General features: G+C 62.2%; 10 protein-coding genes. 6 read left to right on the top strand and 4 right to left on the bottom strand.

Annotated features, from left to right (window positions below):
* Nucleotides 1–57: 57 nt before the first annotated feature.
* The 4 genes from EOA78_RS32530 to EOA78_RS32515 all read right to left on the bottom strand — a co-directional run bounded on the left by EOA78_RS32530 (nucleotide 58) and on the right by EOA78_RS32515 (nucleotide 7,954).
* Nucleotides 58–861, bottom strand: coding sequence for a potassium channel family protein (locus tag EOA78_RS32530; RefSeq protein ID WP_127319531.1), 804 nt, complete (start codon nucleotides 859–861; stop codon nucleotides 58–60).
* Between the two features lie 101 nt (nucleotides 862–962).
* Entirely contained in the window at nucleotides 963–2,144 is a 1,182-nt protein-coding gene (locus tag EOA78_RS32525; RefSeq protein ID WP_245477922.1) for an acetylserotonin O-methyltransferase, read from the bottom strand.
* Between the two features lie 63 nt (nucleotides 2,145–2,207).
* Nucleotides 2,208–5,735, bottom strand: a complete 3,528-nt coding sequence (gene dnaE, locus EOA78_RS32520; protein ID WP_127319529.1) for a DNA polymerase III subunit alpha — start codon at nucleotides 5,733–5,735, stop codon at nucleotides 2,208–2,210.
* A gap of 206 nt (nucleotides 5,736–5,941) precedes the next feature.
* On the bottom strand, nucleotides 5,942–7,954 hold the full coding sequence (locus tag EOA78_RS32515) for an acetyl/propionyl/methylcrotonyl-CoA carboxylase subunit alpha (protein ID WP_127319527.1): 2,013 nt from the start codon (nucleotides 7,952–7,954) through the stop codon (nucleotides 5,942–5,944).
* Between the two features lie 200 nt (nucleotides 7,955–8,154).
* Here EOA78_RS32515 and EOA78_RS32510 point away from each other — a divergent pair, with 200 nt between their 5' ends.
* The 6 genes from EOA78_RS32510 to EOA78_RS32485 form a co-directional block, all read left to right on the top strand.
* Complete coding sequence (locus EOA78_RS32510; protein ID WP_127319525.1) at nucleotides 8,155–9,282, top strand: S-(hydroxymethyl)glutathione dehydrogenase/class III alcohol dehydrogenase; 1,128 nt, start codon at nucleotides 8,155–8,157, stop codon at nucleotides 9,280–9,282.
* Nucleotides 9,283–9,555, top strand: a complete 273-nt coding sequence (locus EOA78_RS32505; RefSeq protein WP_127319523.1) for a hypothetical protein — start codon at nucleotides 9,283–9,285, stop codon at nucleotides 9,553–9,555.
* Nucleotides 9,552–10,031, top strand: coding sequence for a YaiI/YqxD family protein (locus EOA78_RS32500; protein WP_127319521.1), 480 nt, complete (start codon nucleotides 9,552–9,554; stop codon nucleotides 10,029–10,031). The genes EOA78_RS32505 and EOA78_RS32500 overlap by 4 nt, the downstream gene beginning before the upstream one ends.
* Nucleotides 10,032–10,165: 134 nt before the next feature.
* Nucleotides 10,166–10,849: a DUF1345 domain-containing protein gene (locus tag EOA78_RS32495; RefSeq protein WP_127319519.1), complete on the top strand. Its 684-nt coding sequence runs from the start codon at nucleotides 10,166–10,168 to the stop codon at nucleotides 10,847–10,849.
* Nucleotides 10,850–10,962: 113 nt separating this feature from the next.
* Nucleotides 10,963–11,841 (top strand): cytochrome b/b6 domain-containing protein, encoded by an 879-nt coding sequence (locus tag EOA78_RS32490; RefSeq protein WP_127319517.1) that lies wholly within the window; start codon nucleotides 10,963–10,965, stop codon nucleotides 11,839–11,841.
* 1 nt (nucleotide 11,842) lies between these two features.
* On the top strand, nucleotides 11,843–12,607 hold a 765-nt coding region (locus EOA78_RS32485), incomplete at its 3' end, for a molybdopterin-binding protein (RefSeq protein WP_127319515.1).

Below are 12,607 nucleotides of genomic sequence, written 5' to 3'. Positions count from 1 at the left end.
AGCAAAGAGTTAGAGCGCGGTTTTGGTTCCACCAAAACCGCGCTCTAACCTCGCATCTCAGTCGCCTTCGTCGGGGATGTTGAGGAGATGCCCGCAGGCCTTGCAGTGGACGGCGTCGGCTTCATGCCGCTGAAGGCCGCATTGCGGGCAAGGAAAAAACACCTTGTTGGGACGGAAGAGCGCCTGCGCCAGCCTGACGAACAGCGATATGCCGATGATCATGGTGACGATCGAGGTGAGCTTGCCGGCGATACCCGGCAGAACGATGTCACCGAAGCCGGTCGTGGTCACCGTGGCGACGGTGAAGTAGAGCGCGTCGACATAGCCTTCGAGACCGGCCCCAGTGCGGAAGAAGAAGGTGTAGACAAAACCGGTGATGACAAGAAGGAATGTCAGGAGATTGATGACTGCGTGGCTCGCCTCGCGCCATCGCCTGAGGCCGCGCATCTCGAGATACCGCCACAGCGCGCCGCTGCGCGACAGTGACCACAGCCGCAATATGCGAAGGAAACCCAGATTAGCCAGCGCTGAAGGCATCAGCAGCGTCAGCAGGATAAATGCATCGACCCACGACGCCGGCTGTTTCATCAGGCGCAGCATGTCGTTGGAGGCAAGCAGCCGCGCAATCATGTCGGCGGCGACAAGCGCTGCCACAGAATAATCGAGCCAGAGGAACGAAGGCGACTCCTGGATCACTGGTGTGGCGATGAAGAAGGCGATGATGGCAAGGTCGATGATGATCGCGACCAGTTGAAACCGGAAAGCCGCGGGCGTGCGCCCGTGATAGAGTTTGCGCAGCGTGCCGCGCAGCCGCGTCAAGGCTGAAAAATCCCGAGCTCCGTCCCTGTCTGGCGCCTTCATGACAACTGATAACGCTCGCTGCGACAGCCGTCCAGTGGGCAGAGCAGGGTGAAGGCGCTGTGAGTTGAGAACATCCGGAGCGTTGCAGATCCGGAAAGCGATCAGAGCGGTTCCGCCTCGATGATGCTGATGTGAGGTCCGGCTTCAACGATATTGGCGACTTTGAAATCCGACGCCGCAAGCAGCAACTCGAATTCTTCTGCCGCGCGCTCCTGCCCGCCCGGCATGACCAGCATGTTCAGATCGCCGAATTTTGCACTGGCGCCTTCGTTGGGTGGCGCCAGAATGCTCTCAAGCACCAGCAGTTTGCCATCTGGGCGCATCGCCCGGCGGCAGGTTTTCAGGATCCGGATGTTTGTGTCGTCGTCCCAGTCATGCAGGATCCATTTAAGCACGATCGCATCGGCGCCCTCGGGCACCGAGACGAAGAAATCGCCGGCGACGATGTTGCAGCGATCCGCGACGCCCGCGGCGTCAAAGACCGGGCCGGCCTTCGCCACCACCTGCGGCTGATCGAAAAGAATGCCGCGCTGGCCGGGATTGCGGCAGAGAATTTCGGCAAGCAGCGCGCCCTGCCCGCCCGCGACATCCATGACAACAGAGAACGGCCGGAAGTCATAGGCCGCGATCACCGCGGCGGCGACGCCACGCGACATGGCCGTCATGGCCCGGTCGAAGATGACGGACTCTTCCGGATGCTCCGCCCGGTATTCCCAAACGCCCTTGCCATGAGCGTGGCGAAAGGCATTTTCGCCGGTGCTGACACTGTGCAGCAGATCGCTCCATGCCTGACGGAAATACGGCCGTCCGGCCAGAATCGCCCACGGTGCGACCGAATGCTGAACATCTGATCGCAACGCGCCGCCGAACGGGGTCAGCGAGAAAAACCGGTCTGCCGCTTCATGGAACACGCCGACCGATGCCAGGGCGCGCAGCAGCCGGTAGAGCGCCTGCGGATGGGTATTGGTCAACGCGGCAAGTTCGCCGCTGGTGCGTTTTCCGTCCTTGAGATGGTCTGCGATGCCCAGCGTGGCGGCGACGCATATCGCCTGAGATACCTGGAACCCATTGACCATTTTCTGGAGTTCGGCAGCGGCTGTCCGCTCATCCATGACGCACTCCCCCGGCCGCCGAAAGACCCAGGCAGCCGAGCTCACAATACCAGCGGCATTGTAACCGGGCAACGCCGGCGCTGGCTGGCGGAACACCGTCGAAACAAACGGGACCGTGCTAATCCCGTTAGAGCAGTTTGCAGCCAAACGCCTTCGTTCGGCGTCCGACAAAGTGCGTTAAACCAAAAAGTTAGAGCGCGGTTTTGGTTCGACCGAAACGCAAAGCGCTCTAGCTCACACCAGCTCCACTTCCACCACGCCCGGCACCGCGCGCATGGCCGACGCGATCTGCGGCGAGACGCGGTAACGGTTGGGCAGTTCGATCTCGACCTCGCCCTGCGCCTCATCCTTTATGACGATAATGCTGACCTGGCTATCGCCGCGCTGGGTAAGCTGCGATTGAATCGCCGACGCCGGTCGGTCATCCCTGACAAAGATGCGCAAGGCCTTCTGGATGCGGCTTGCCTCGTCCTCCAGCGACTGCACGGTCTGGATGCGCAGATTGACGCCTTCGGGCCTGTCCTCGGCCGAAACGGTGATCACCACCGATCGGCCGGGCTCGAGCAGGTCGCGATACTGCGCCAGACCTTCGGAAAAAAGCACCGCTTCATACTGGCCCGACGTGTCGGAGAACTGCACGACGCCCATCTTGTTGCCGGTGCGCGTCTTGCGCTCCTGCTTGGTGGTGACGGTGCCGGCAAGCCGCCCGGCGGCAGCACCGCGTTTGACGGCGGCCGAGAACTCGGCCCAGTTCTGCACCCGCATCTTCTGCAGCGCCGCCTTGTATTCGTCCAGCGGATGGGCGGAGAGATAGAAGCCGACCACCTGGAATTCGCGGTGCAGGCGGTCGGCGGCAAGCCACGGGTCGGTCGCCGGCAGATTGAGCGCCTGCGACTGTGCGCCGAGCGAGGCGCCGAAAATGTCGTGCTGGCCCGACATTGCATTCTGCTGCGCCAGCGACGCCAGCCCCATCATCCGCTCGACGCCGGCCATCATCGCGGCGCGGTCGTGGCCGAAGCAGTCGAGTGCGCCGGCCATGATCAGGCTTTCGAAGACGCGCTTGCCGACGATCTTCGGATCGACCCTTTCGCAGAAATCGGCGAGGCTCTTGAACGGTTTTTCGCCGCGCATGGCGGCGATGTGCTCGACAGCCGCGTCGCCGACGCCCTTGAGCGCGGCCAGCGAATAGAAGATCCGGTTCTCGCCGACTTCAAAGGCGCGGAAGCTTGATATCACCGACGGCGCCACGACCTCGATGCCGAGGCGCAGCGCATCCTGGCGGAAATCGGCGAGCTTGTCGGTGTTGCCCATGTCGAGCGTCATCGACGCGGCCAGGAACTCGACCGGGTAGTGCGCCTTCAGATAGGCCGTCTGGTAGGAGACGACGGCATAGGCGGCCGCATGAGACTTGTTGAAACCGTAGTCGGCGAACTTTGCCAGCAGGTCGAAAATGAAGTCGGCTTGCGGCTTGCCGACGCCGCGCTCGACCGCGCCCGAAACAAAGCGCTCGCGCTGCTTGTCCATCTCGGCGCGGATCTTCTTGCCCATGGCGCGGCGCAGCAAATCGGCTTCGCCCAGCGAATAGCCGGCAAGCTCCTGCGCGATCTGCATCACCTGTTCCTGGTAGACGATGACGCCTTGCGTCTCCTTCACCAGATGGTCGATCTTCGGATGGATCGACGCCATCTCCTCCTCGCCATGCTTTCTGGCGTTGTAGGTCGGGATGTTCTCCATCGGTCCCGGCCGGTAAAGCGCGACCAGCGCGATAATGTCCTCGATGCAGTCGGGGCGCATGCCGATCAGCGCCTTGCGCATGCCTGCACTTTCGACCTGGAACACGCCGACCACTTCGCCGCGCGATAGCATGGCATAGGTATCGGGGTCGTCGAGCGGAATGTGGGCGAGATCGATCTCGATACCGCGGCGGCGGATCAGCTTGACCGCGGTTTCCAGGACCGTCAGCGTCTTCAGGCCGAGGAAGTCGAACTTCACCAGCCCGGCCTGCTCGACATACTTCATGTTGAACTGGGTGACCGGCATGTCGGAGCGCGGATCGCGGTACATTGGCACCAGCTCCCACAGCGGCCGGTCGCCAATAACGATGCCGGCGGCATGCGTCGAGGCGTGGCGGTAGAGCCCTTCCAGCTTCTGCGCCATGTCGAGCAGTGTCTGCACGATCGGCTCGCGCTCGGCCTCTTCGGCAAAGCGCGGCTCGTTGGCGATGGCGTCGGCGAGCTTGACCGGATTGGCCGGGTTCGAGGGCACCATCTTAGAGAGCTTGTCGACCTGGCCATAGGGCATCTGCAGCACCCGGCCGACATCGCGAAGCACTGCGCGGGCCTGCAGCGTACCGAAGGTGATGATCTGGCCGACCTGGTCGCGGCCGTATTTCTGCTGGACGTAGCGGATGACCTCCTCACGCCGGTCCTGGCAGAAATCGATGTCGAAGTCGGGCATCGACACGCGGTCTGGATTGAGGAAGCGCTCGAACAGCAGCGAGAAGCGCAGCGGATCGATGTCGGTGATGGTCGTCGAATATGCAACCAGCGAGCCGGCGCCCGAACCGCGGCCCGGCCCGACCGGAATGCCTTGCGCCTTCGCCCATTTGATGAAGTCGGCGACGATCAGGAAATAGCCGGGATATTTCATCCTCTCGATGACGCCGAGCTCGAAATCCAGCCTTTCGCGATATTGCTCGGCTGTGTAGCCGGGGGTCGGGCCGTGCGCTGCGAGCCGCGCCTCCAGCCCTTCATGCGCCTGTCTGGCAAGCTCCTGCGCCTCCGCCTTCACCGCCGCATCGGCGTCGGCGACATCGCCGCCGGCAAAGCGCGGCAGGATCGGGTTGCGGGTCTTGGGATAGTAGGAGCAGCGCAGCGCGATTTCGACGGTGTTGTCGATCGCTTCCGGCAGATCGGCGAACAGCCTCGCCATGTCAGCCTGGCTTCTCAGAAAATTGTCGGGCGACAGGCGGCGGCGGTTGTCAATGGCGACGACCGACCCTTCGGCGATGGCGATCAGCGCGTCATGCGCTTCATAGTCGTCGCGCGAGGAAAAAAACGCCTCGTTGGTGGCAACCAGCGGCAAGTCATTGATATAGGCGAGATCGACGGACGATTGCTCGATCGCCCGGTCATAACCGGAAACCCGTTCCAGCTCGACATAGAGCCGGTCGCCGAACAGCGCCTTGAGCGCCAAAAGCCGTGTCTCGGCGAGATCGCGGCGGTCCTCTTTCAAGGCGTTGCCGATCGGGCCGCGCGGACCGCCGCTGAGGCAGATCAGGCCATCACAATTGCCTTGCAGCATATCGGTCGTCAGATGCACGGCCTCGCCGGGCGGCGTTTCGAGATAGACCCGGCTGACCAGCCTGACCAGATTGCTGTAGCCGGCCTCGGTCGCCGCGATCAAAACCACGGGCCGCATTTCCGGCCCTTGCCGCCTGCGGTCGCGCTGACTGTCGCCGGCTTCGCCGGAAAAGGCGAGAGTGGTCTGGCAGCCGATGATCGGCTGGATGCCCTCCTTCACCGCTTTTTGCGCGAATTCGAGCGCGCCGAACAGATTGTTGGTGTCGGTGACGGCGATGGCCGGAGCCTCGTCCTTGACCGCATGGCCGACGACCTTGCCGAGCTGCAAGGCGCCTTCGAGCAGCGAATAGGCCGAATGCACGCGCAGATGAATGAACGGCCGCGCCGGCGCTTCCGGCCGGGACGCCTTCACGAAGGCCTCGCGTCGCAACGGGTCGCGTGGAAGTGTCTCATTCGCCATGGTTTTTTAGCGCCGCAGCGCCGCTTGAAAGGACTCAGTCGATGAAGGTGTATTGTCCGGCACCGGATGATGTGAGTCCAGCATAGCGATTCGGGTCTGCGAGCTCGAGATTCATTTGCTTTATGACGGCAGTTATGCTAGGAATATATGCATAGCGCTGATTTGCGCCAACGACCCGCCGCCGAGGCGGGTTTTGTGTTTCAGCCTCACGCGAATTCCATGATCACCGCATCGACGGCGAGACTGTCGCCCGGCTTCGCCTTGAGTTTCGACACGGTGAGATCGCGATCGGCGCGCAGCACGTTTTCCATCTTCATCGCTTCGACCACGGCCAGCGTCTCGCCGGCCTTGACCTCCTGCCCTTCGGCAACGGCGATCGTCACGACGAGGCCGGGCATCGGGCAGAGCAGCATCTTCGACGTGTCCGGCGCCACTGTTTCCGGCATCAGCCTTTCGAGCTCGGCGGTGCGCGGCAGCATGGCGCGTGCCCTTACCGACATGCCTTTCCAGGCGATGCGAAGCCCGTTCGGCACTTGCCTGATCTGCGCGACGATCCTGTGGCTGCCGACCGTGCCGCGCCAGATGAGATCGCCCGGCCGCCAGTCGGAGGTCACCGTCAGCCCCGTGCCACCGTCGATCGACAGATCGAGCTCCAGCGGAATGGAAATGATGCCATCGAGGACAGATGCCGAAAGGTAATCCTCGCCGATCTTGACCACCCAGTCGCGTTTCAGGGCACCCGAATGCGGCGCCAGCCGCCCGCCCAGCCGGTCGAGCCGGTCGCGGCGCAGCAGTTCGACCGCGGTGGCGATCGATGCCAGCACGGCCTTTTCCTCGCCACTGGGCACGATCGGCGCGAATCCGTTCGGATATTCCTGGGCAATGAAGGCGGTCGATATCAGCCCTTCCCGCCAGCGCGGATGCTGCATGAGTGCCGCCAGGAATGGTATGTTGTGTTCGATGCCGTCGACGACGAAGCTGTCGAGCGCCTCCGACATGGCGTCTATTGCCGCGACCCGCGTCGGCGCCCAGGTGCACAGCTTGGCGACCATCGGGTCGTAGAACATCGAAATTTCAGATCCTTCGGTGACGCCGGTATCGTTGCGGACGACGACGTCGCCGAACCGTCCCTCTTCCGGTGGCCGGTATCTCGTCAGCCGGCCGATCGACGGCAGAAAATTGCGATACGGATCCTCGGCGTAGAGCCGGCTTTCCACCGCCCAGCCGTTCAGCTTGACGTCGCTTTGCTTGATAGCGAGCTTTTCGCCGGCAGCTATGCGGATCATCTGCTCGACCAGATCGATGCCGGTGACGAGCTCGGTCACCGGGTGCTCGACCTGCAATCGCGTATTCATTTCAAGGAAATAGAAGTTCTTTTCGCTGTCGACGATGAACTCGACCGTGCCGGCGCTCTGATAGTCGACCGCCCTGGCCAGCGCCACCGACTGCTCGCCCATGGCTTTCCGGGTCTTTGCGTCGAGGAAAGGCGAAGGCGCCTCTTCGACGACCTTCTGGTTGCGGCGCTGGATCGAGCATTCGCGCTCGCCGAGATAAAGCGCATTGCCGTGCGCGTCGGCCAGCACCTGGATCTCGATGTGGCGCGGATCGACCACGAACTTCTCGATGAAGACGCGGTCGTCGCCGAACGAGCTTTTGGCCTCCGACCGCGCCCGGTCGAACCCGTCGCGCACCTCGGCCTTGCTCCAGGCGATGCGCATGCCCTTGCCGCCGCCGCCGGCCGAAGCCTTGATCATCACGGGATAGCCGATCTCGCCGGCTATTTTCTCGGCATGACCGGCATTCTCGATGACGCCGAGCCAGCCGGGTACCGTCGACACGTTTGCAGCATGGGCGAATTTCTTCGATTCGATCTTATCGCCCATCGCCCTGATCGCTTTGGGTTTCGGACCGATGAAGATGATGCCTTCTTTCTCCAACGCTTCACAGAAGGATGCGCGTTCGGACAAAAACCCGTAGCCGGGATGCACGGCTTCAGCACCGGTCGCCTTGCAGGCGGCGATGATATTCTCCGGCACCAGATAGCTCTGCGCGGCCGGCGAAGGCCCGATATGCACAGCCTCGTCGGCCATCTCGACATGCACGGCGTCGCGATCGGCATCCGAATAGACCGCCACGGTGGCGATGCCCATCTTGCGCGCCGTCTTGATAACGCGGCAGGCGATCTCGCCACGATTGGCGATCAGGATTTTTGTGAACATGCGGGTTGCGTTCCCTCGGCTGCCTTTCTTTTATGGGCTTCGCCCGGCCGGTCAAGGCAAGTTGGCGCATATCCCGGGCGCAAGTCGCCTGGTGACGACCAAAACCCGGCCACGAACTGTCAATTCGTCCCATAGTCCAGAACCTGCAGATACGCTAAAGCTCGCCTCGATTGCCGATTTGGCTTGAGAGGAGAGCCCCGATGAAAACCCGTGCCGCTGTCGCTGTTGCCGCCGGAAAGCCGCTGGAAATCCTGGAGGTCGACCTCGACGGCCCTCAGCCTGGCGAGGTGCTGGTCGAGATCAAGGCGACCGGCATCTGCCACACCGACGAATTCACGCTGTCGGGCGCCGATCCCGAAGGCATCTTTCCGGCGATCCTCGGCCATGAGGGTGCGGGAATCGTCGTCGATGTCGGCAAGGGCGTCACCTCGGTCAAGAAGGGTGACCACGTCATCCCGCTCTACACGCCGGAATGCCGGCAATGCCCGTCCTGCCTGTCCAGGAAAACCAATCTGTGCACCGCGATCCGCGCCACGCAGGGGCAAGGCCTGATGCCGGACGGCTCGTCGCGCTTCTCGATCGGCAATGACAAGATCTTCCATTATATGGGCTGCTCAACCTTCTCCAACTTCACCGTGCTCCCCGAGATCGCGCTGGCCAAGGTCAATCCCGACGCGCCCTTCGACAAGATCTGCTACATCGGCTGCGGCGTCACCACCGGCATCGGCGCGGTGATCAACACCGCCAAGGTCGAGATCGGCGCCACGGCCGCCGTCTTCGGCCTCGGCGGCATTGGCCTCAACGTCATCCAGGGGCTGCGCCTTGCCGGCGCTGACATGATCATCGGCGTCGACCTGAACAACGACAAGAAGCAATGGGGCGAGAAATTCGGCATGACGCATTTCGTCAATCCGAAGGAGATCGACGGCGATATCGTGCCCTATCTCGTCAACATGACCAAGCGCGGCGCCGACCAGATCGGCGGCGCCGACTATACGTTCGACTGCACCGGCAGCACCAAGGTGATGCGGCAGGCCCTTGAAGCATCGCACCGCGGCTGGGGCAAGTCGGTCGTCATTGGCGTTGCCGGCGCCGGCCAGGAGATCTCAACGCGGCCCTTCCAGCTGGTCACTGGACGCACCTGGATGGGCACCGCCTTTGGCGGCGCGCGCGGCCGCACCGACGTGCCGAAGATCGTCGACTGGTACATGGACGGCAAAATCGAGATCGACCCGATGATCACCCACACGCTGAAGCTGGAGGACATCAACAAGGGTTTTGACCTCATGCATGAGGGCAAGAGCATCAGGAGCGTGGTGGTTTACTAGGTGAAGGAGGTTCAAATTCGCGTTCGCATCCGCTTCATCGACTACGAAAAGTCGACGATCCATCGGATACGGAATTTTGGCGAGGACTTATGGCGTGGCTATAGGGCAAACAATCGCGTTCAGATCGATTTGGGAGAGATCGATCGTGCGACAGATGAAATCAACTTTCTCGTACGCGATACGTTTTTGCAGAGGAGCCTGACCGAAGTGCATCGCTTGCTAAAAGCGCACCTCATGGAAAATGAAGCGGTCGTCAATACCGAGTCGGCATGACGACTAGCGTCAACAAAATACAGATTCTCGTCGACGCCGATGCCTGCCCGGTGAAGGCCGAGGTCGAGAAAGTCGCCGAACGCCATGGCGTCGTCGTCACCTTCGTCTCCAATGGCGGCCTGCGCCCGTCACGCGATCCGATGGTCCGCAACGTCGTCGTGTCCAAGGGCGCCGACGCGGCGGACGACTGGATCGTCGACAATGCCAAGCCCAACGACATCGTGGTGACAGCCGACATCCCGCTTGCCGCCCGCACGGTGGCGCTCGGCGCCCACGTGCTTGGGCCGACCGGGCGCCCGTTCACGCCGGAAACGATCGGCATGGCGGTGGCCATGCGCGACCTCAAGCAGCATTTGCGCGAGACCGGCGAAAGCAAGGGCTACAACGCCAATTTCGCGCCGCAGGACCGCTCACGGTTTCTCGGCGAGCTCGACCGCATCTTGCGGCGTGCGCTGAAATCCGCCGCACCGGGCTAGCGCTTTGAACCGGAGATCAGCGCGGCAAAACCGGGGATCGATCTTCGGCATCATGCGCACAGTCAAAAGTGCTATAATGTCCGAGTCCTAAAAGACGAGCGGCGGTAAGACGGACTGCCATCAGAGGCCGGGCCATGACGACCGAGATGCCCCTGAAGAAACCACTTCACCGCCACATGCAGTTCGCGGTGTCGGCCTGTATCGGTGTAGTTGCGCTGGCGATCGCGCTGGTCTTGCGAACTCCGCTCGCCTTTTCGATCGGCGCCAATGCGTTTTTTGCCGCCTACACTGTCATCGTCGTCGCCCAGATGCCGCTGCTCACCGACCGCTATCTGAGCAAGAATGCCCGCGCCACCGACCAGCCGGTGCTGGTCATCTTTGCGGTGACGCTGATTGTCGCCGCCGTCGCCATTATCTCGTTGTTTCAATTGATCAATCGCGAGGGCAACGCGCATCCTGTCGAACTCACCTTCGCCCTGCTGTCGATCCCGCTCGGCTGGTTCACCATCCACGCCATGACGGCGCTGCACTACGCCCATGTTTACTGGCTGAACGATGAGGAGACCGACGCCGGCAGCAAAGCGAAGCAGAAAAAGCCCGTCGGCGGCCTCGTGTTTGCAGGTAAGGAGCGGCCGGACGGCTGGGATTTCCTCTATTTCTCGACCACCGTCGGCATGACTTCACAAACCTCCGATACCGCGGTTTCGACCACGCAAATGCGTCGCATCGTGCTCTTGCATTCGATCGTTTCGTTCTTTTTCAATACAGTGATCGTCGCCGCCGCGGTCAACCTCGCCGTCAGCCTGGGGAGCCGGTAGTGTCGGCAGGCCGTAATAATTCCGTGATCGGATGAAACATCGCTTTGGCTGGCAACGTATTGGGAGGACAAGGATCGGGAAGGCCGACTGAGCGGCCGGAAGGACGCGAAAAAATGGAATCGGTTGCCAGGAGACAATCCACCGTCGGACCAGATACTGCTGCGCCGAAGGATGCGACGCTGATCTACCGGCAGTCGGGCTGGACGCGGCTGACGCACTGGCTCTGGGCCATCTCGCTGTTCTTCATGCTGCTTTCCGGCCTGCAGATCTTCAACGCCCGCCCCCAGCTCTATATCGGCAAGGAATCGGGATTCGCCTATGACAACACCATTTTCGCTATCGGCGCCGAGAACACCGCAAACGGTCCGCGCGGCTACATCGAAATCTTCGGCAAGCGCTTCGATACGACCGGTGTGCTCGGCTGGTCGGGGCCGGCGGGTCGGGAGACGTCCCGCGCTTTCCCGTCCTGGGCGACGATCCCCTCTTATTACGACCTCGGCACCGCCCGCGTCGTCCATTTCTTCTTCGCCTGGATACTGACCACGACACTGGTCGTCTGGCTGGTCGCCAGCCTGGTCAATGGCCATCTGCGGCGCGATCTTGCGCCGCGCATCGACGATCTCAGGCGGTTGCCGCGGGACATCGCCGATCATGCCAGGTTCAAGTTCCACCATAGGCGCGAATACAACACGCTGCAGAAGATGGCCTATGGCGGCGTCATGTTCGTGCTGCTGCCGCTGATGATCATCACCGGCCTTGCCATGTCGCCGAGCATGAACGCGGTGCTGCCGTTCCTCAACGATCTGCTCGGCGGCCGGCAGACGGCGCGGACGATTCATTTCATCGTGATGCTGCTGCTTGTCGCCTTCTTCATCATCCATATCGTGATGATCTTCGCCGCCGGTCCGATCAACGAGTTGCGTTCCATCATCACCGGCTGGTACCGGACCGACCCGCCGCATGGCAGCAAGGCGCCCGAGAGGAGTGCGTGAGATGGCGAAATTTGTGATCAGCCGCAGAAAATTCCTGACCTCGGCCAGCCTCGGCGTCTCCGGTATCATGCTGTCGGGTTGCGATGCCTTCGACAGCCAGCTTGGTGTCGGCGACGGCCTGCGCAGTTTCCTCGAAGGCGCCAATGGCCTTACCTGGCGCGCGCAACGCCTGCTTGCCGGCGATTCGCTGGCGCCGGAATTCACCGAAGCCGACATTCGCCAGCCGCAGCGGCCGAACGGCGTCACCGCGCCGGACGACGATGTCTACAAGGGCCTGCTCGCCAACAATTTCGCCGACTGGCGGCTCGAGGTTTCCGGCCTCGTCGAAAAGCCGCTGTCGCTGACCCGCGAGCAGCTGATGAACATGCCAAGCCGCACCCAGATCACCCGCCACGACTGCGTCGAAGGCTGGAGCTGCATCGCCAAATGGACCGGCACGCCGCTGTCGCTGGTGCTTGATCAGGCGGTGGTCAAGCCGCAGGCGCGTTACGTGATGTTCCATTGCCTTGACACGATCGATCGTAGCCTGTCCGGCGACATCAAATATTACGGTTCGATCGACCTGATCGATGCCCGTCACCCGCAGACGATCCTTGCCTATGGCTTGAACGGCAAGCCGCTGCCGGTCGAGAACGGCGCGCCGTTGCGTGTCCGCGTCGAGCGCCAGATCGGCTACAAGATGCCGAAGTATCTCCGCAAGATCGAACTGGTCGACGGTTTCGCCAATATCGGCGGCGGCAGGGGCGGCTACTGGGAGGACAATGGC

It is taken from the genome of Mesorhizobium sp. M5C.F.Cr.IN.023.01.1.1 (assembly GCF_003997585.1).
Classification (GTDB): Bacteria; Pseudomonadota; Alphaproteobacteria; order Rhizobiales; family Rhizobiaceae; genus Mesorhizobium; species Mesorhizobium wenxiniae.
Note: the sequence above shows the minus strand (reverse complement) of the source record. Positions and strands in the feature narration are given on the sequence as shown.

What these genes read in the sequence shown, in the direction of transcription:
- EOA78_RS32510 (WP_127319525.1), top strand. Translation starts at nt 8,155, where the DNA reads ATGAAAACCCGTGCCGCTGTCGCTGTTGCCGCCGGAAAGCCGCTGGAA.
- EOA78_RS32495 (WP_127319519.1), top strand. Translation starts at nt 10,166, where the DNA reads ATGACGACCGAGATGCCCCTGAAGAAACCACTTCACCGCCACATGCAG.
- EOA78_RS32530 (WP_127319531.1), bottom strand. Translation starts at nt 861, where the DNA reads ATGAAGGCGCCAGACAGGGACGGAGCTCGGGATTTTTCAGCCTTGACG.
- EOA78_RS32490 (WP_127319517.1), top strand. Translation starts at nt 10,963, where the DNA reads ATGGAATCGGTTGCCAGGAGACAATCCACCGTCGGACCAGATACTGCT.
- EOA78_RS32500 (WP_127319521.1), top strand. Translation starts at nt 9,552, where the DNA reads ATGACGACTAGCGTCAACAAAATACAGATTCTCGTCGACGCCGATGCC.
- dnaE (WP_127319529.1), bottom strand. Translation starts at nt 5,735, where the DNA reads ATGGCGAATGAGACACTTCCACGCGACCCGTTGCGACGCGAGGCCTTC.
- EOA78_RS32515 (WP_127319527.1), bottom strand. Translation starts at nt 7,954, where the DNA reads ATGTTCACAAAAATCCTGATCGCCAATCGTGGCGAGATCGCCTGCCGC.